This is a genomic window from Stenotrophomonas riyadhensis, from assembly GCF_040256885.1.
GTDB lineage: Bacteria > Pseudomonadota > Gammaproteobacteria > Xanthomonadales > Xanthomonadaceae > Stenotrophomonas > Stenotrophomonas riyadhensis.
Genome location: NZ_CP155568.1, coordinates 3,341,305 through 3,357,992, shown reverse-complemented (window position 1 = coordinate 3,357,992; position 16,688 = coordinate 3,341,305). Strand labels below are relative to the sequence as shown.

18 protein-coding genes are annotated in these 16,688 nt (G+C 68.1%); 7 read left to right on the top strand and 11 right to left on the bottom strand.

The genetic code is table 11. The features are described 5' to 3' along the window. The first annotated feature begins 2 nt into the window (after positions 1 to 2). A complete protein-coding gene (locus SriyCCGPB3_RS15690; RefSeq protein ID WP_110713096.1) occupies positions 3 to 884 on the top strand; it encodes a DUF4097 family beta strand repeat-containing protein in 882 nt (293 codons plus the stop codon). A gap of 49 nt (positions 885 to 933) precedes the next feature. Here SriyCCGPB3_RS15690 and SriyCCGPB3_RS15685 read toward each other — a convergent pair whose 3' ends face one another. The 3 genes from SriyCCGPB3_RS15685 to SriyCCGPB3_RS15675 all read right to left on the bottom strand — a co-directional run bounded on the left by SriyCCGPB3_RS15685 (position 934) and on the right by SriyCCGPB3_RS15675 (position 3,012). Further along, positions 934 to 1,116: a hypothetical protein gene (locus SriyCCGPB3_RS15685; protein ID WP_005410566.1), complete on the bottom strand. Its 183-nt coding sequence runs from the start codon at positions 1,114 to 1,116 to the stop codon at positions 934 to 936. An 11-nt stretch (positions 1,117 to 1,127) separates the two neighbouring features. Continuing rightward, positions 1,128 to 1,379: a YkgJ family cysteine cluster protein gene (locus SriyCCGPB3_RS15680; protein ID WP_239496494.1), complete on the bottom strand. Its 252-nt coding sequence runs from the start codon at positions 1,377 to 1,379 to the stop codon at positions 1,128 to 1,130. A 271-nt stretch (positions 1,380 to 1,650) separates the two neighbouring features. Then, positions 1,651 to 3,012: an Hsp70 family protein gene (locus tag SriyCCGPB3_RS15675; protein WP_350259480.1), complete on the bottom strand. Its 1,362-nt coding sequence runs from the start codon at positions 3,010 to 3,012 to the stop codon at positions 1,651 to 1,653. Positions 3,013 to 3,194: 182 nt separating this feature from the next. Between SriyCCGPB3_RS15675 and SriyCCGPB3_RS15670 the strand changes: the two genes are divergently transcribed. Next, positions 3,195 to 3,530 carry a zinc ribbon domain-containing protein YjdM gene (locus SriyCCGPB3_RS15670; RefSeq protein ID WP_088026733.1) on the top strand — a complete coding sequence of 112 codons (336 nt, stop codon included), beginning with the start codon at positions 3,195 to 3,197 and terminating at the stop codon, positions 3,528 to 3,530. A gap of 6 nt (positions 3,531 to 3,536) precedes the next feature. On the opposite strand, the gene SriyCCGPB3_RS15665 is transcribed toward SriyCCGPB3_RS15670, so the two are convergent. After that, the gene (locus SriyCCGPB3_RS15665) at positions 3,537 to 4,691 is read right to left on the bottom strand and encodes a tetratricopeptide repeat protein (protein ID WP_164162057.1); all 1,155 of its coding nucleotides are present in this window, start codon (positions 4,689 to 4,691) and stop codon (positions 3,537 to 3,539) included. A 228-nt stretch (positions 4,692 to 4,919) separates the two neighbouring features. Here SriyCCGPB3_RS15665 and SriyCCGPB3_RS15660 point away from each other — a divergent pair, with 228 nt between their 5' ends. The 4 genes from SriyCCGPB3_RS15660 to SriyCCGPB3_RS15645 all read left to right on the top strand — a co-directional run bounded on the left by SriyCCGPB3_RS15660 (position 4,920) and on the right by SriyCCGPB3_RS15645 (position 7,784). Next, positions 4,920 to 5,522: an HD domain-containing protein gene (locus SriyCCGPB3_RS15660; RefSeq protein ID WP_110713091.1), complete on the top strand. Its 603-nt coding sequence runs from the start codon at positions 4,920 to 4,922 to the stop codon at positions 5,520 to 5,522. Between the two features lie 34 nt (positions 5,523 to 5,556). After that, positions 5,557 to 5,745, top strand: a complete 189-nt coding sequence (locus SriyCCGPB3_RS15655; RefSeq protein ID WP_350260380.1) for an oxidoreductase-like domain-containing protein — start codon at positions 5,557 to 5,559, stop codon at positions 5,743 to 5,745. Next, positions 5,742 to 6,359 (top strand): DUF998 domain-containing protein, encoded by a 618-nt coding sequence (locus SriyCCGPB3_RS15650; protein ID WP_110713090.1) that lies wholly within the window; start codon positions 5,742 to 5,744, stop codon positions 6,357 to 6,359. The genes SriyCCGPB3_RS15655 and SriyCCGPB3_RS15650 overlap by 4 nt, the downstream gene beginning before the upstream one ends. A gap of 78 nt (positions 6,360 to 6,437) precedes the next feature. Beyond that, entirely contained in the window at positions 6,438 to 7,784 is a 1,347-nt protein-coding gene (locus SriyCCGPB3_RS15645; protein WP_275425333.1) for a virulence factor family protein, read from the top strand. A 125-nt stretch (positions 7,785 to 7,909) separates the two neighbouring features. On the opposite strand, the gene mprF is transcribed toward SriyCCGPB3_RS15645, so the two are convergent. After that, positions 7,910 to 10,474 (bottom strand): bifunctional lysylphosphatidylglycerol flippase/synthetase MprF, encoded by a 2,565-nt coding sequence (gene mprF, locus SriyCCGPB3_RS15640; protein ID WP_350259479.1) that lies wholly within the window; start codon positions 10,472 to 10,474, stop codon positions 7,910 to 7,912. A gap of 192 nt (positions 10,475 to 10,666) precedes the next feature. Between mprF and SriyCCGPB3_RS15635 the strand changes: the two genes are divergently transcribed. Next, positions 10,667 to 11,014: a RidA family protein gene (locus tag SriyCCGPB3_RS15635; RefSeq protein WP_005418155.1), complete on the top strand. Its 348-nt coding sequence runs from the start codon at positions 10,667 to 10,669 to the stop codon at positions 11,012 to 11,014. 64 nt (positions 11,015 to 11,078) lie between these two features. On the opposite strand, the gene rnfB is transcribed toward SriyCCGPB3_RS15635, so the two are convergent. From rnfB to SriyCCGPB3_RS15605, 6 genes are all read right to left on the bottom strand, one after another. Continuing rightward, on the bottom strand, positions 11,079 to 11,492 hold the full coding sequence (gene rnfB, locus SriyCCGPB3_RS15630; protein WP_110713085.1) for an Rnf electron transport complex subunit RnfB: 414 nt from the start codon (positions 11,490 to 11,492) through the stop codon (positions 11,079 to 11,081). Positions 11,493 to 11,518: 26 nt separating this feature from the next. Further along, positions 11,519 to 12,109, bottom strand: a complete 591-nt coding sequence (locus SriyCCGPB3_RS15625) for an HAD family hydrolase (RefSeq protein WP_075677000.1) — start codon at positions 12,107 to 12,109, stop codon at positions 11,519 to 11,521. A 77-nt stretch (positions 12,110 to 12,186) separates the two neighbouring features. Continuing rightward, positions 12,187 to 14,268 (bottom strand): methionine--tRNA ligase, encoded by a 2,082-nt coding sequence (metG, locus tag SriyCCGPB3_RS15620; RefSeq protein WP_153855785.1) that lies wholly within the window; start codon positions 14,266 to 14,268, stop codon positions 12,187 to 12,189. Between the two features lie 102 nt (positions 14,269 to 14,370). Further along, positions 14,371 to 14,814: a DUF2147 domain-containing protein gene (locus SriyCCGPB3_RS15615; RefSeq protein WP_014038046.1), complete on the bottom strand. Its 444-nt coding sequence runs from the start codon at positions 14,812 to 14,814 to the stop codon at positions 14,371 to 14,373. A 387-nt stretch (positions 14,815 to 15,201) separates the two neighbouring features. Next, on the bottom strand, positions 15,202 to 15,606 hold the full coding sequence (gene gloA2, locus SriyCCGPB3_RS15610) for an SMU1112c/YaeR family gloxylase I-like metalloprotein (RefSeq protein WP_153855786.1): 405 nt from the start codon (positions 15,604 to 15,606) through the stop codon (positions 15,202 to 15,204). After that, positions 15,603 to 16,673, bottom strand: coding sequence for a serine hydrolase domain-containing protein (locus SriyCCGPB3_RS15605; RefSeq protein ID WP_153855787.1), 1,071 nt, complete (start codon positions 16,671 to 16,673; stop codon positions 15,603 to 15,605). Before SriyCCGPB3_RS15605 ends, gloA2 begins: the two co-directional genes overlap by 4 nt. Positions 16,674 to 16,688: the final 15 nt, after the last annotated feature.

Genomic DNA, 16,688 nt, shown 5'->3' with positions numbered 1-16,688 from the left:
CGATGACACGAACCCTGATGACCTGCTGCGCCGCGCTGTTGCTGCTGCCGGCAGTGGCCCTGGCTGACACCCAGATCGACGAGCGCCACAACCTGGCCGCCGGTGGCCGCATCGAGCTGAGCAACGTGGCTGGCAAGGTGACCGTGCGTGGCTGGGACCGCAACGATGTGCAGCTGACCGGCACGCTCAGCGATGGCCTGCAGCTGCGCCAGGAGAAGAGCGCCAACCGCGTGCGCTGGGAGATCGAATACCCGCGCCGCAACAACAACGGTGGGGCCACGCTGGTGCTGAACGTGCCGCGCTCGGTGGAACTGCTGCTGAGCACGGTCAGCGCGAACCAGGACATCAGCGGCATCGATGTGCGACGGCTCCAGGCCGACTCGGTCAGCGGCAGCCTGAGCGCCGCCGGACGCAGTGGTGACAGCAAGCTCAACACGGTCAGCGGCAGCGTCAGCGCACGCCTGCAGACGCCGAAGCTGGATGTGAACACGGTCAGTGGCCGCATCGAGGCCGGCGGCGGCGTGTCCGGCGATATCGGTGCACAGACGGTGTCGGGCCGGGTCGAGGTCGACGCCGGGCGCGTGCAACGGCTGGCGGTGGAAACCGTATCGGGCAGTATCGACCTGTCCGCGGCCGGGCTGGCGCCGGGGGGCCGCATCAATGTCGAATCGGTGAGTGCGTCGGTCACGCTGAGCCTGCCGCGCACGGTGTCGGCGCAGCTGTCAGTGAACAGCTTCAGCGGGTCGATCAACAGCGATGCCGGGCAGGTGGAGCGGCCGCGCTATGGGCCGGGCAGCAACCTCGATACGCGGCTGGGCGGCGGCGACGGTGACATCCGCATCCAGTCGCACTCGGGCAGCGTGCGGGTGCGCCTGGATCGCTGAGCACGATCCGGCAGGCCGCGGCGGCAGCGCCGCCGCGGTCGGTGCTGGGTCAGCTGGCTTTCTTCAGCGCCCAGGTGGTGCCGAGGACTTCGATCTTGCCACCGGCCTTGCGGAACGCTGCCAGGTCCGAAGCGATCGAATCGCTGCTGACCACGGTGCTGGCGGCCGCGCCCTTGCGTTCGCTGCGGATGCTGTTGCTGGCCTTCGCGGGGGTCTTTGCCTTGCGGGGCATGGTTGCTCCTGTCAGGTGGAAGGGGAGGAAAGCGCCCAGGCGTCGGCCTGGCGCAGGTAGTCCTGCCGCTCGCGGCGGCAGTCATCGCCGCCCATCGAAAACTGGCGGCAGATCGCCGGGCGCTGCGAATAGATCGTGCAGCGCAGGTGATAGGGATCGATCGCCGCGCACCAGCCTTCCTCGTTGCGCGCCATCACGGCACGGCCGTGGGCGTCGCGGGCAAGGAACTGGCCAGGCACGTGGTCGCCGGGCTGCAGCAGCACGGGCAGCCGGCAACAGACCGCGTCACAACGGCGGCAGTCGATGGGTGCAGGTGCTGCGTCAGGTTGTAAGGCCACGGGGGCCTGGCGGGTGCCCAAAGCGGGTCTCGATGGCGGCTCAGGTGCTGCGCGGACCATGAACGAGCCAGGAAGGCATGGCCGCTAGGCCCGCAGGGCGGGCCAGGCTGTACCGTGGACACACACCGGCGTGGCCGGTGGAAGGTGCAGCGGGGTTCTAGCCGACCAAGAGTAACTTAGACCGCGTAACGTTTTGTTAATCCTGGCTGGCTGCCGCCAGCGCAAGGCCCTGGACCACGCCCAGCGAGGGCTCGCCGTGGACCATGCGGGCCCCCGGGAAGGCCTCCGCCACGGCTTGGCGCAGGTAACCGGCACGGGACATGCCGCCGGTCAGGAACACCGCGTCCGGGTCGCCGCCGATGTCGCTGCGGACCTGGGCAAGCAGTTCACGGATCTGCTCCAGGTAGCCATGGGCGGCGGCGGCCAGGCCGTCGGCGCTGCTGTCGGCATGCAGGTCGCGGGCGATGTAGTCCAGCGTGCTGCGGTGTTCGCCGGCGGCGCTGAGGGCGATCTTGGCGCGTTCGACGTCACGGTACAGGCGGGCGGTGTTGCCGGTGTCCTGCAGGGCCTGCAGGCGTGCGCCCCACGGGTCGTCGACGTGATCGTATTTGTGCTGGCGGAAGTCGCGCTGGCGCGTCATGTCCTGCACGGTGGCGGCTTCCACATAGTGGTGGGCGGGCACGCGGGTGACGCCGCGGCCGAACAGCGGCATGTAGCTGGACAGGCTCAGCGCCAGATCGATGTCGCTACCGCCGCGGGCGATACCCCAGGCGCGATGGATACGCGGGGCGTCGTCGCCGCCGACTTCGGCATGCGCGATGTCGGTGGTGCCGCCGCCGATGTCGACGATCACGGCCTGGTGCCGCTCGCGGCTTTCGGCGTGGTAATGCATGGCCGCCGCGGCCGGTTCCTCGAGGAAATCAATCTGGTCGAAACCGGCCTGGGTGGCGGCTTCTCGCAGGATGTCCAGCGCCTGGTCGTTGCCGGCCGCGCCGATCGAGCTGCGGAACTGCACCGGGCGGCCGAGCAGGGCGGCACGCAGCGGCTGGCCAAGCTGGGCGCTGGCGGTCAGGCGGATGTGCTCGAGGATGTGCGCGGCGATGCCGGTGATGGTCTGCTTCGCGCGCGGGTGCAGGTTGTAGCCCAGCATCGACTTCGGGCTCTGCACCAGGTTGCCTTCGTGTTCCTCGAAATAGGCTTCCAGCGCGTCGTCGCCGTAGACCGCGTTCTGCAGCAGGTCACTGGCGCTGCGCTCCTTGCCTGCGCGGGCTTCCATCCATTCCCGGCGCAGTGCGCGCAGGGCCTCGCGGCGCAGCGCCTGCGGCGTGCGTTCCTGGCCGGCGGCGCGCGCCGCGCGCGCGGCGCTGTCGATCATCTGCTGCAGCTCGTGTTCCTGGCTGGCGTCGAGCTGGAAGTCGTCCGGGTCGGGCACCACGCCGGGGAAGTACACGCTGGTGCGGAACTGCTCGGCGTCGCCGAAGCGGATCGGCAGCAGTTTCCCCTCATGCACGATGGCGGCGGCGGAGTTGCTGGTACCGAAGTCGATGCCGAGGCGCATGGGGGGTTCCGGGGGCGATCAGGGGCCGCGCACTCTGCTGCAGTTCGTCGCCGACTGCAAGTTCCCGTCGCTTGCCGGTGTGGAACGCGTCAAGGAGTTTCCCGGGCACCACCCCCGAAAAGAGGGGGGAAGGGCTGGGCGGTTACAATGGCCGCTGTTGATTCACTTTGAGGTACTTGCTGATGTCTTCTGTTCCCGCCTGCCCGCAGTGCACCCTGGAAAACACCTATGCCGATGGCGCGCTGTGGATCTGCGCCGACTGCGGTTTCGAATGGACCGCTGAGGAAAGCGCCGGTTCCACCCTGGTCGTGCGTGACAGCAACGGCAATACCCTGCAGACCGGCGACACCGTCACCGTGATCAAGGACCTGAAGGTCAAGGGCTCCTCGATCCCGCTCAAGCAGGGCACCGTGATCCGCAACATCCGCCTGGTCGAGGACGATGCCGAGCACATCGAAGGCAACTCGGACAAGATCAAGGGCCTGGTCCTGAAGACCTGCTTCCTCAAGAAGGCCTGATCGCCTTCAGCGCTTGGCCTGCTGCTGCGCACGCCAGCGGGCCAGGCTGTCCAGCTTGGCCTGGTAGCGCGCCTGCTCCGGCGCGCCACCCAGTTCCTGTGCACGCAGCAGTTCGCGATCGGCGCGCTTGAGCTGGCCCGCCAGGAAATAGACCCGCGCCAGCCCGAAGTGGAACTGATGCGCGGTGTCGTACAGGCGCACGGCCTGCCGGTAATAGCGGATCGCCGCATCCAGCTGGCCAGCGCGTTCGGCCTTGGCGCCGAACATGTACTGCGCGAACGGGTCTTCGCGCTGCACCGACTTCAACCGGCGCTCAAGTGACTGCGCCTGCGCGGTCAATCCCAGGCTGCGGAACAGCGCGGAGGCATTGGTCAGTGCGGCATCCTGGCGGCTGTCCAGCTGCAGCGATCGTTCCAGTGCCTGCCGCGCCGCCTCATTGTTGCCTTCGCGGTGGTCGAGCACGCCGAGGTTGTTCCACACCGGAGCGAACCCGCTGTCCTGGGCCAGGGAAGCGTTGAAGAATGCACGAGCGCCGCCGAAATCACCGTCGGCGAGGCGCTCCGCGCCCCGGTTGTTGTAGAAGTGCGCCAATGCCCGCGCACGGCTGACGGGAACCGGGCCGCGGCGGTCATAGAGCACATTGCGATCCAGATCGACTGTACCGAAACGCCCACCGACGTCGACACCGGCGTTGACGTGGCCGACGCTGTAGACCACGCCCGCGTCCTGGTCCTGGTACCAGGACACGACCTGCCCGACTTCCTGCACGCGGGCCTGGATGCCAGCCTCCCGCGCAAGCGTCACGAACAGCAGGGTGAAGGCCAGGCAGTTGGCGCGGCGGTGCTGCCAGATATCGCTGACGGTGTAGGTCGCATTGGCGTCGTACTGCAGGTCCAGCCCGTGCTGATCGAAGATCATCTCCACGAGCGCCTGCAGCCGCTGGCCGCGTGAGTAGCTGCGCTGGATCACCTGCTTCTGGAGCATCGTGCGCAGGTCCGCCGGAATGGCGAACACTTCTTCCGGGGTCGGCACGCGTGCGGCCGACACGGTGATGGTCGGGGTCGTCACCACATCGGCGGGCGGTGCCTGGCCTGCGCCGAAGGCGGGAGCACAGAAGGCCAGCAGCGAAAGGGTGAGGCAGTGGGCGGCAGGACGGTACATGACGGTTCCCGGCAGCGGCGGGCGCTCCCGCCTGTGGCGAGTGTATGCCCATGGATGTCCGGCTGCAGCGACCGCTGGTCGGCGCCGTGTTCATCCACAACCGGTGTGGACCAGCGCTCGACAAAGCTGTGGACAACCGCGCCCAGGCCCCGCCCGGCAAGCGTCGTGAGGGTGTGGTGAAAAACTCGCCAGCTTGCCGGGCGTCGGCGCAGGCGGGATGATCCGGGCATGGACTTCTCTCCGCTGACGCTTGCACCGGCGCAGTGGCAGGCGCTGCAGGACAGTTACGCATCGCCGCCGCGGGCCTACCACCACTTCGGCCATGTGCGCGCGGTGCTGCAGCATTGCCAGGAGGTGGCCGATGGCCCCGGTTGGCAGCAGCCGGCCGAAGTCTATCTGGCCGTGCTCTACCACGACGCGATCTACGAGGCGGGGCGCAAGGACAACGAGGCACGTTCGGCAGCGCTCGCCGTGCAGGCGATCGCACAGGCACCGGAGCTTGCCGGTGTCGATGCCGCCCGCGTGGAGCAGTTGATCCTGCTGACCGCGCGCCATGGCGCGCTCGGGCCGGACGACGTGGATGCCGAGGCGGCGCTGTTCCTGGACTGCGACATGGCGATCCTGGCCGCGCCGGAAGCCGTGTTCGCCGCCTATGACCGTGGCGTGGCCGAAGAATACAAGGGTGTGGTGCCGGGCTTCCTGTACCGTGCCGGCCGTCGCCGTTTCCTGCAGGGCCTGCTGCGCGCACCGCGGATCTTCCTTAGCGAGTTCTTCCACCAACGTCTGGATGCGGCCGCGCGCGACAACCTGCGCCGTCAGCTGGGCCGCTGAGCCAGCCCGGTACACTGGCAGCTGTTTCCACCGACTGCCGCTTCCAACCGTGTCCGTCCCTGATCCAGATCCCCGCCCGCAGCCGCCGGAAGAGCCCGGCCCCAACGAATGCTGCGGCAGCGGCTGCCCCCTGTGCGTGCTTGACCTGTATGCCGACGAGCTGCAGCGCTATCGCAAGGCGCTGGCCGAGTGGAAGACACGGCATCCGGAGGCGACGCCATGAGCCGCGCGCGTCCGGCGGCGATGCTGGCGTTGGTTGCGCTGCTGCTGTTCCTGGCCACCGCGCTATGGACCCAGTTCGCCCGCACCGACCTGGACTGGGTGCGGGCGACCTTGAGCCTGTACCTGCACGGGCCGTGGGGGCTGGCGTTGCGCGCGGCCTATTGCCTGCTGGCACTGGCCATCGCGGTGCTTGGCATCGCGCTGTACCGCAGCAGCACCGGCCCGCGACGCAGTGCGGCGGCGCCGCTGTTGTTCACGGTTTCCGCGCTGGGCCTGGCGACGGTTGCCATCGGCGACAGCTGGCTGCCCGAAGCAACCCCGCTGCTGGCACCGTTCATCCATGGGCTGGCGGCCAACACCGCGTTCCTGTGCGCCAGCGTCGGCATGCTGCTGCAGGCCTGGTACCTGCGCCGCGAGCCGGGCTGGCAGTCCGCCGCCGGCCTGCTCTGGGCCTGGGCCTGGCTGGCGTTCGTGCTGCTGTGGCTGCATGTGCTGTGGCGCGCTGGTCCGCCCCGCGGGCTGGGCCAGAAGGCCGTGATCGTCGTGATCGTTGGCTGGCTGCTGTACCTGGCGCTGGCGCTGTACCGGCGCAGTCGGCGAACCACGGCCCACTGAATCCCCAACGGCCTGCGCCGGTACGTGCCGTGCACGCGGCGGCGGCGTATCGTGTGCGCATTCCATCGGGGATGCGATATGAAGCGTGCAGGGCTGGGCAGGGCAATGGGTGTGGTACTGGCGCTGGCCGCGCTGCCGGCAACGGCGGCCGTGACCCCGCAGCAGTTCAGCCATGGGCGGTTCGAGCAGATTCCGGTGCATATGCCGTCGGGAACGCCACAGCGGGTGGTGATCTGGTTCCATGAGCCCAGCGCCGGTGGCGACACCAGCCGCCTGCCGATCGAGGCCCTGCGTGCCGACGGCGCCATGGTTGCCGCGGTGGACATCGCGCACCTGCGCGGGGTGCTCAAGCGCGAGGGTGACCCGACCTGCTCGTTCGGTTCCGGTGACGTCGAGAACTTCTCGCGCTGGCTGCAGGCATCCCTGCATCTGCCCGGCTACCACCTGCCGCTGGTGGGCGGTGATGGCGAAGGTGCCGAGATGGCCTATTCGCTCGCGGCCCAGGCCGACACCCAGGTGTTCGCTGGCCTGCTGACCACCGGCTTCTGCCCCGACCACAACCACGAGCGCATGGTCTGCGGCGATGGCGTGAAGCGCAACAAACTGCAACCCGCCGAGCTGAACTTCCCATGGTTGAGTGCAGCCGGTGATCACGGTTGCAAGGTGGGCGAGGCCAGCCGATTCGTGCAGCAGGTCGCGATGGCACGCGAGTTCAAGCGCACCGCGCGCGGTGATGCCTCGCCCGGCCTGGTGGCCGCGGCGCGGGTGATCGGCGCGCAGGCCGGCGTCAGCCTGGCACCGCCGCCGGCCGCGCTGAAGGGCCTGCCGGTGGTGGAAGTGCCGGCCACCGGCAACGGCGACACGCTGGCGGTATTCGTTTCCGGCGACGGTGGCTGGGCCGGCCTGGACAAGGACGTGGCGTCGTCGCTCAACGAGCACGGCGTGGCGGTGGTCGGCATCGACTCGCTGCGCTACTTCTGGAGCGAGCGCACGCCGAAGGGCTTCGCTGCTGACCTGCAGAAGATCATCGACCACTACCGCCAGCAGTGGCACCGCGACAAGGTGATGCTGATCGGTTTCTCGCAGGGCGCCGACGTGCTGCCGGCCACCATCAACCAGCTTGACGCTGGCACCCGTGAGGCGCTGGAGCGCATCGTGCTGCTGTCGGTAGGCAAGAAGGCCGACTTCGAGTTCCACGTCAGCAACTGGCTGGGTGGTGGCGGCGACGGCCTGCCGATCGCGCCGGAAGTGGCCAGACTCCCGGCCGGCAAGACCCTGTGCGTGTACGGCCAGGACGACGATGACGCGCTGTGCCCGGGCCTTCCGGCCAATGACGGCGTGCAGAAGGTGAAGCTGCCCGGCGACCACCACTTCAATGGTGATTACGACCGCTTGGCCGAAGTGATCCTCAAGGGCGGGGCGTAGCGCTTGGTAGACGCCGACCTTGGTCGGCGCTGGGGCTGAGGGCGCCTTGGGGATGAGCGTGTCGACCAAGGTCGACACCTACTGGGTGGTCGGTAGCGCCGGGCCATGCCCGGCGGTACGGGACGTCAATTCCGCCGCGGGTCCAGCGAGATCAGGCGCGTGGCATCCAGCAGCGCCGCCGGCAGGTGCATGCCCCCCGGTGCGGCCAGGTAGCGCGGTCGCCACTGCGGGTCGAACTTCGACTTGAAGCGGCGCAGGCCACTGAATCCATAGAAGCGTTCACCATGCCGCGCCAGCAGGCCGGCCAACCGGTTCCAGCGACCGGCCAGGCGATGCTGGGCAAGGCCGGACAGCGGCGCCATGCCCAGCGAGAAGCGCGCATAGCCCTGCGCGCGGCCCCACAGGAACAGTTCGATGAAAAGGAAGTCCATCGTGCCCTTCGGCGCCTCGTTGACGTGGCGCATCAGGTCCACCGACAGCTCGGCACCGGCCGGTGCCTGCCACAGGTTGGCGAACGCCACGATCTGGCTTTCGGCCTCGACCAGCGCCACCGGGAAGCGCACCAGGTAGTCCGGGTCGTAGCTGCCCAGCGAGAAGCCCTTTTCGTCGCCGGCCTTGTCCTCCAGCCAGGCATTGGAAATCGCATGCAGGCGCGGCAGCAGGCTGGGAATTTCTTCCACCTGTGCCACGCGGAACGACAGGCCGCTGCGCTTGCCGCGGTTCCAGGCCTGGCGCAGATCGGCACGTTCGCGGCCTTCCAGGCCGAAGTCGTGCAGCGGCACCATCGCCTCTTCGCCCAGCTTGACCAGCCCCAGTCCGAGGTCAAGGTAGGTCTGCCAGTAGGTCTCGCCGACCTGGTAGAACACCGGGCGCAGGCCGAGCCGGTCGGCTTCCTCGCGGAAGCGCCAGATCAATGCGCGGGCGACGTCCGGCGGGCCGACCGGATCGCCCATTGCGATCAGCGAGCCGCCATAGCGCTGCATCATCACGAAACCCAGCTTCGCTTCGTCGCGCAGTACGGCCTTGTCGGCGGTCAGCACCAGACAGGCCTGGGTGTCGGTGGCGCCGGCCAGCACCGGTGCCAGCGATTGCAGCGTGGCTTCATCGGCGGCCGGCAGCGGGCTGCGTGTGCTGTGCAGCAGCCGCGCCAGGCCGAACATCACCAGCGCGATGGCCACCACCAGCAAGGCACGCAGCGCGCGCGGCGCGTTGCCGGACACCGCGAATTCCCACCACAGCTCGTTCTGGTACTCGACGTGGCTGTAAGTGAAGAACAGCAGCCAGGTGACCGCGACCAGCACCAGCCCGAGGTTGCGCAGCCACGGCCACGACCAGGCTTCATCCAGCAGTGCGCCCTGGCGGTAGAACTCGCGGCGCGCGGCCCACAGCGCCATCGCCGCCAGCACTGCGGAAACTGCGATCAGCCATTGGCCACCACGCAGCCACAGCGGCAACGGGGTGACCACGCACACCGCCATCGCCAGCATCCACGCCGCATGGCTGCGCCGGGCCAGGCCCTGGCCGATCAGCAGCAGCGCGACACCGCTGAGGCTGCCGATCAGGTGCGAGGTTTCCAGGATCGGCAGCGAGGCGTTGACCAGGTGACGGCGCGGCGTCGGCAGCGTGCCGTCGATGACCAGCGCGGCGCCGATGCTGAACACCGCCAGCGCGATGATCTGCGGCAGCCACGGGCGCAGCGCGTTCCAGCCGGCGCGGGTTGCGCCGGCACTGGCCTGTAGCGGCTGACGCAGTGCCGGCGCGAGCGCGAGCAGCGTGGCCAGCACCAGCGGCAGCACGTAGTAGGTGACGCGGTAGATCAGTGCAGCCGCCAGCACCGCAGCCGGTGTCACCTGTGGCAACAGCTTCAACAGGCTCCATTCGAATACGCCCAGGCCCGCGGGAACCGTCGAGACCAGGCCGGCCAGCACTGCCACCAGGTACAGGCCGACGAAGCCCGGCAGGCCGGTCGGCGTGGAGTCCGGCAGCAGCACATAGAACGCGGCACTGGCCAGCACCAGTTCGATCACGCTGAGCACGGTGACACCGATCATGGTGCGGCGGTCGGGCAGCCACAACGCATGACCGAACACGCTGAACTGCCGTCCATCGCGGCCGACCAGCAGCACCGTGGCGAGGTAGGCGAGCAACGCGACGATGCCGACGATACGTACCGCATTGGGATCCAGCGGCAGCGCCAAGGCTGCGGCAGCCGGTTCCATGCACAGCGCCACACTGATCAGCAGCCATGCACCGAACACGAAGCCGAGCGTGCTCATCAGCACCACCTGGCCGATCTGCGCCAGGTCCAGGCCGGCGCTGCGGTAGCCACGCAGGCGCACTGCGCCTCCGGTCAATGCCGCAAAGCCCACGGTCTGGCCCAGCGTATGCGCAAGGAAGGCGGTGATGCCGATGCGCGCCGGATGCACGCGGATGCCACTGCGTCGCAGGCCGATGGCATCGAAGCCGATCAGGCAGGCGTAGCTGGCCAGACCGAGCACCACGGTGAGCGCGATCTGGGTGGCACTGAGGTGGCGGAACGCCTGACGGATCGCGCGGTAGCCGTGCTCATCGAATTCACTGGCCAGGCCATGCAGGGCCAGCGAGAGGATCAGCAGGGGAACGACGATGGTGAGGACCCGCTTCCATGCCGGGGTGGAGGAAGCGGTGGCGGGGTCGGTGGCTGGTGTCATCGGCGCAAGGGTGCGTCAGGCGGGGCGAGTGCGGTGTCAACGCGGGCGTGGCGCATCGTGCGCCTGTCGCCGCCATTTGACCAGCAGGCGTGTCGGAGCCCGGTAGTGATCCTGCGCGAAGGCTCCCCCTGCACCCATCGTTGACCGGATTGGAGGACAATGCAGGCCTGATCACCCGCAGGAGCCACGCCCATGATGGAGCGTTACGACGTCGGACCGCGCATGTCCGAAATGACCGTGTACAACAAGGTCGCCTACCTCTCCGGCCAGATTCCGGAAGACACCAGCCAGGACATTACCGGGCAGACCCGGCAGGTGCTGGCCGAGATCGACAAGCTGCTGGCGCTGGTCGCCAGTGATCGCCAGCATGTGCTGCGCGCCGAAGTGTTCCTGGCCGACATCGCCGACTTCGACGGCATGAACAAGGCATGGGACGAGTGGGTGGTCGAGGGCGCGACCCCGGCCCGCGCAACCTTCGAAGCCAAGCTGGCCCACGCCGAGTGGAAGGTCGAGATCGTGGTGACGGCAGCGGTGCCGTAATCATTGAACGGGGTCAGATCCCTTTTCCGTTGGAAAAGGGATCTGACCCCTTCTGCAGACCCCGTTACAGGGGCAGCATCTCGATGCAATCCACCGGGCACGGTGGAATGCACAGCTCGCAACCGGTGCACAGATCGGCAATGACCGTGTGCATGTACTTGGCGCCGCCGACGATGGCATCCACCGGGCAGGCCTGGATGCACTTGGTGCAGCCGATGCAGTCGGCTTCCACGATCAGCGCCACCTGCGGCGCCTTGTGTTCGCCGCGCGAACGATCAAACGGAATGGCGGGCACGCCCAGTACCTGCGCCAGTGCGCGCGCGCCAGCGTCGCCGCCCGGTGGGCAGCGGTCCACGCCCACCTCGCCGCGCGCCATCGCCTGCGCGTACGGGCGGCAGCCGTCGTAGCCGCATTGCCCGCATTGGGTCTGCGGCAGCAAGCGGTCGAGGCGTTCGGTCAGGGGCGGGATCAGGCTCATGCGTGGCGAAGGCTGCGCGTTGGGGGTTACTTCAGGGGTTTGCCACGGAACCAGCGCTCGTGGGCCAGCGCCAGCATCGGCTTGTCTTCGGAACTGTCACCGTAGGCATGGATGCGCACGTAGCGCGACAGATCGAACTGGCGACGGATGTGCTCGACCTTGCGCGGGCCGCAGTCGCCTCCGGCATAACGACCGGTCAGGCGGCCGTCCTGGCTTTCCAGACGGTTGCAGATCAGCTGCAGGCCCAGCTGCTCGCACCACGGCCGCAGGTACAGGTCCAGCGAGCCGGACACGATCACCACGGTATGCTGCTGTTCCTTGTGCCAGCGGATCTGCTCCAGCATTTCCGGGCGCACAACCTCGGGCAGGAACTCACGCGAGAAGCCTGCCGCCAGCGTGGTGATGTCATCGCTGTGGCGGTCGCTGAAGGTCAGGCGGGTGACGCGTGCGCGGATGCGTTCGGCCGAGATCAGCTTCAGCTTGTATGCGGCCAGCCACGGGCCGACCTTCCACCACGCCTGCGCCAGCTGTTCGGCGGTGGCCACGCGGCGCAGGAAACGGCCATAGGTATCGCAGGTGGTCACGGTGTGGTCGAAGTCGAACAGCGCCAGTTCCATTCCGTTGCTTCCCATCGCGTTGCCCCCGTGGCCGGTGCTGCCGGCGGGCGTGGCGGTGGCCACGCCCGCTGCAGGCATCAGCGGACCGGCATGCCCGGCTGTGCGCCGCTGTCGGCGTCCAGCAGCGCCAGCGCGCCGCCGTCGAAACCGGCCGACAGGATCATGCCTTCGCTCAGGCCGAAGCGCATCTTGCGCGGGGCCAGGTTGGCGATGAACACCACGCTGCGGCCGACCAGGGCTTCCGGCTCGCCGTAGCTGCCACGGATGCCGGAGAAGATCTGGCGCTTGCCCAGTTCGCCGGCGTCCAGTTCGAAGCGCAGCAGCTTGTCCGAGCCTTCCACGAACTCGCACACCAGCACCTTGCCGATGCGCAGGTCGAGCTTGGCGAAATCGTCGATGCCGATGTAGGCCGGGGCGTCGGTGCTCTTGGCTTCTTCCTTGGCCGGTGCCGGTGCGGCCGGCTTGACCGCATCGGTCTTGGCGGCAGGGGCGGCAGCGGCGGCCGGCTGCAGGGTGTCCTTGGAGGCGTCGATCATGGCGTCAATCTTCTTCGGGTCGATACGGGTGAAAAGCGGGGTGTAGTCAGTGATGCGGTGGCCCAGCAGCGGCTGCACCAGGTCGGTCCAGTCGTTTGCCGGCGCGGCCAGGAAGGCCTCGGCCTGCGCGGCGGTGGCCGGCAGCACCGGCTTCAGTGCGGTGACCAGCACGCGGAACAGGTTCAGGCCCTGGCTGCATACGGCCTGCAGCTGTGCGTCGGCACCTTCCTGCTTGGCGATGACCCACGGCTTGACGTCGTCGATGTAGCGGTTGGCTTCGTCAGCCAGGGTCATGGTCAGGCGGATCGCCGCGGCCGGGTCATTGCGCTCGTAGGCTTCACGGATCGGCGCCAGGCCATCGACGAAGCGCTGGTATTGCGCCGCATCGGGCAGCTGCGCGGCCAACAGGCCGTCGAAGCGCTTGCTGATGAAGCCGGCGCAGCGGCTGGCCAGGTTGACGAACTTGCCGACCAGATCGGCGTTGACGCGGGCGATGAAGTCACCCAGGTTCAGGTCGAGATCGTCGACGCCGCCGCCGGACTTGGCGGCGTAGTAATAGCGCAGCGCTTCCGGCTCCAGGCCGGCATCGAGGAAGGTACGGGCCATCACGAAGGTGCCACGCGACTTGCTCATCTTGGCGCCGTCCACGGTCAGGTAGCCGTTGACGTGCAGGCGGGTCGGCGCGCGGTGGCCGGTACCGTGCAGCACCGCCGGCCAGAACAGGCCGTGGAAGTTGACGATGTCCTTGCCGATGAAGTGGTGCAGCTCGGTGCTGGTGCCGGCACGCAGGTGCGCTTCGAAGTCCTCGCCGAGCTTGCCGCACAGGGTCTGGAAGCTGGACAGGTAGCCGATCGGCGCATCCAGCCAGACGTAGAAGTACTTGCCCGGCTGGCCGGGAATCTGGAAACCGAAGTACGGCGCATCGCGCGAGATGTCCCACGCGCGCAGGCCACCTTCGGCATTGAGCCACTCACCGAGCTTGGCCTTCACGCCCGGCAGGGCGACATCGCCGGCCAGCCATTCGCGCAGGAACGCATCGAAGTGGCCCACCTCGAAGAAGAAGTGCTCCGAATCGCGCATTTCCGGCGTGGCACCGGAGATGACCGAACGCGGCTCCTTCAGGTCGGTCGGCGCATAGGTGGCGCCGCAGACTTCGCAGTTGTCGCCGTACTGGTCGGGGCTGCCGCAGTTCGGGCAGATGCCCTTGACGTAGCGGTCGGGCAGGAACATGCCCTTGGCCGGGTCGTAGAACTGGGCGACCGAACGGCGGCTGATATGGCCGGCCGCCTCCAGCTTCAGGTAGAACTGCTCGGTCAGCGCCTGGTTGGCTGCCGAGTTGGTCGAGTCGTAATGGTCGAAGGCCACGCCGAAGGCGGCGAAGTCACGTTCGTGGCTGGCCTGGATGTTGGCGATGAAGGCTTCCGGGGTGACCCCGGCCTTTTCCGCAGCCAGCATGATCGGCGTGCCGTGGGTGTCGTCGGCGCAGACGAACCAGGCCTTGCCGCCGCTCATTCGCCGCGCACGCACCCAGATGTCGGCCTGGATGTAGCCGACCAGGTGGCCCAGATGCAGCGGGCCGTTGGCGTAGGGCAGGGCGGTGGTGACGAGCGCGGTACGGGTCATGGTCGCGGGGTGAAGCCGAGGGGAACCGCAGAGTATCGCATGCCCGCAACGACGTGACCCGGCCGGGGCCGGGTCACGGGGATCAAGCGGGGACGGGGGCGCTTATTCGCGCTGCCAGGTCTGTGCGCGGCAGATGAAGGCGATGCAGCCGGACACGTCCAGCTTGGTGCCACCCGGCTGCAGCTCCATCTTCGACTTGTAGGTCTTGCCGTTGGCCGGGTCGAGGATGGTGCCGCCGGACCACTTGTTGGCGCCATCGGCCTTCAGGTTCCAGAGGATGGTCATGCCCTTCACCGGCTTGTTCTTGTTGGCGCCTTCACATCCATCGCAGACCGGGTTCGGGCCCTTGTCCGAGTGCAGGATGTCGACCACCTTGCCGGTCAGCGTGCCGTTGGCGGCCTCGGTGATCTCGACGATCGACTTCACCTTGCCGGTCTTGTCGTCGATGGTCTTCCAGCGGCCAGCGGCGCCGTCGGCGGCCTGGGCCGACAGGGCGGCCAGGCACAGCGGCAGTGCCAGCAGCAGGGTCTTGAAGGTGTTGCGCATGGTCCCCTCCCAGGGTTCATTCCGGCACGGTGCCGGTATGGGTCGACTGTATACCCATTCGGCGGGGTATGGGGAAGGGGGGCTTTGCAGGGCTGCGCCCTGCACCCACGGTAGTGCCGGCCGCTGGCCGGCAACCTCAACGGCAACGGCAAAAGCGACCATTCCGTGGGATGGCGGGGTGGGTCCGGTTGCGGGGGACGCCGTAAACCCGTCCCTGGGGGCTTGGCCGCGGCATCCATGCCGCGGACACCCCCGCAACCGGACCCACCCCGCCTTCGACAGGTCTCCGCAATCTGTCGGAATGGCACGGCCTGCTCTTGGTGGGTGTCGACCTTGGTCGACACGTAGATCCATGCCATGCATGGATAAATCACGATTGAAAAACGCTCAACCGACCTCGTACAGCTCCAGCGGCAGGTCGTCGGGGTCGGCGAAGAAGGTGAAGCGGCGGCCGGTGTATTCGTCCACGCGGATCGGTTCGCAGGCCACGCCATGTGCAGCCAGGCGTTGGATGAACGGCTCCAGCGCGGCCACTCGGAAGGCGAGGTGGCGCAGGCCCTGGGCTTCCGGGCGGCTGGGCCGGGGGGGCGGGGAAGGGAAGGAGAACAGTTCCAGCTGGCCGCCATCGGGCAGGGCCAGGTCCAGCTTCCAGGAGTCGCGCGCGCTGCGGTGGTTCTCGGCCAGCACGCGCAGGCCGAGGATGCGCACGTAGAAGTCCTTCGAGCGCGCGTAGTCACTGCAGATCAGTGCGGCGTGGTGGATGCCCAGCAGGCCGTCGGAACCGGTGTTCATTGCAGGGTGTCCAGCCAGCGCTGGGCGATCTTCTGCGCCAGCGGATAGGGTTCGGGGTCGTTGCGGTTGGTCAGCACGATCACGGTCAGGTGCTTCTCCGGATGGCGCACGATCACGTTGCGGAAGCCGATGCTTTCGCCACTGTGCCATTGCACCGGGCCATTCAGGCGCCAGCCGAAGCCGTAGTGCGGCACATCCGGTTCGGGTGTTGCCGTGGCCGGGCTGAACATCGCGCGGCGCGAGGCCTTCGACAGCAGGCGGTCGTCGTACAGCGCCGCATCCCAGCGGGCCAGGTCGTCCAGCGAGGAATAGATGCCGCCATCACCGAGCACGGCGCTGGTGGTGCTCTGGTCGGTGCGCTGCCAGTGACCGTCGATCTGGCTGTAGCCATAGGCGCGTGCGGCGACCGTGTCCACGCCATCCTGGTGGGCCACCGTATGCGCCATGCCCAGTGGGCGGAAGATGCGCTGCTGCAGGAAGCTCGCGAAATCCTGGCCGGAGGCGCGGCCGATGATCAGTGCCAGCAATGCATAGCCGCTGTTGCTGTAGCGATACTGCGTGCCAGGTGCGAAGTTCAGGCGATCTTCGTGCGACAGCAGGGTCAGCACATCGGCGTCATGTACCTGGCGGGTGTCGGCAGGGGCCATCAGGTCTTCGTAGTCGAGCAGGCCACCGGTGTGCGAGAGCAGCTGGCGGATCGTGATGGCCGCTGCAGCCGGCGGCAACTCGGGCAGCCAGTGGTGGGCGGTCTGGTCCAGTCCGAGCCGCCCGTCTTCCACCAGCAGCAGCACCGCCGCAGCGGTGAACTGCTTGCTGACCGAGGCCAGCCGGAAGTTGCTGGCCGCGGTGACCGTGGTGCCGTCCTCCACCACCGCCAGGCCGTAGCCGCGGCGGAATACCGGTTGCCCGTCGTGCAGTACCAGCACGGCGGCGCCGGGTACCTGGCCATCGTAGGCCTGCATCAGGCCGTCGATGCCCGCATCCGGTGGGGTCAGCACCGGAGCGGCGGAGGTGGCCAGCGGCAGCAGGCCCAGCACGACGGCGAACAGGGCGACGGCAGGACGCATGGCGGCTCCGGAAGG

Bases quoted from the DNA above. Each gene is read 5' to 3' on its own strand.
- rnfB (WP_110713085.1), bottom strand. From the start codon at position 11,492: ATGAGCCTGATCCCGCCCCTGACCGAACGCCTCGACCGCTTGCTGCCG.
- SriyCCGPB3_RS15650 (WP_110713090.1), top strand. From the start codon at position 5,742: ATGAGCCGCGCGCGTCCGGCGGCGATGCTGGCGTTGGTTGCGCTGCTG.
- SriyCCGPB3_RS15675 (WP_350259480.1), bottom strand. From the start codon at position 3,012: ATGCGCCTCGGCATCGACTTCGGTACCAGCAACTCCGCCGCCGCCATC.
- SriyCCGPB3_RS15625 (WP_075677000.1), bottom strand. From the start codon at position 12,109: ATGGAACTGGCGCTGTTCGACTTCGACCACACCGTGACCACCTGCGAT.
- SriyCCGPB3_RS15660 (WP_110713091.1), top strand. From the start codon at position 4,920: ATGGACTTCTCTCCGCTGACGCTTGCACCGGCGCAGTGGCAGGCGCTG.
- SriyCCGPB3_RS15615 (WP_014038046.1), bottom strand. From the start codon at position 14,814: ATGCGCAACACCTTCAAGACCCTGCTGCTGGCACTGCCGCTGTGCCTG.
- SriyCCGPB3_RS15645 (WP_275425333.1), top strand. From the start codon at position 6,438: ATGAAGCGTGCAGGGCTGGGCAGGGCAATGGGTGTGGTACTGGCGCTG.
- SriyCCGPB3_RS15690 (WP_110713096.1), top strand. From the start codon at position 3: ATGACACGAACCCTGATGACCTGCTGCGCCGCGCTGTTGCTGCTGCCG.
- gloA2 (WP_153855786.1), bottom strand. From the start codon at position 15,606: ATGAACACCGGTTCCGACGGCCTGCTGGGCATCCACCACGCCGCACTG.
- metG (WP_153855785.1), bottom strand. From the start codon at position 14,268: ATGACCCGTACCGCGCTCGTCACCACCGCCCTGCCCTACGCCAACGGC.
- mprF (WP_350259479.1), bottom strand. From the start codon at position 10,474: ATGACACCAGCCACCGACCCCGCCACCGCTTCCTCCACCCCGGCATGG.
- SriyCCGPB3_RS15665 (WP_164162057.1), bottom strand. From the start codon at position 4,691: ATGTACCGTCCTGCCGCCCACTGCCTCACCCTTTCGCTGCTGGCCTTC.
- SriyCCGPB3_RS15685 (WP_005410566.1), bottom strand. From the start codon at position 1,116: ATGCCCCGCAAGGCAAAGACCCCCGCGAAGGCCAGCAACAGCATCCGC.
- SriyCCGPB3_RS15605 (WP_153855787.1), bottom strand. From the start codon at position 16,673: ATGCGTCCTGCCGTCGCCCTGTTCGCCGTCGTGCTGGGCCTGCTGCCG.
- SriyCCGPB3_RS15670 (WP_088026733.1), top strand. From the start codon at position 3,195: ATGTCTTCTGTTCCCGCCTGCCCGCAGTGCACCCTGGAAAACACCTAT.
- SriyCCGPB3_RS15635 (WP_005418155.1), top strand. From the start codon at position 10,667: ATGATGGAGCGTTACGACGTCGGACCGCGCATGTCCGAAATGACCGTG.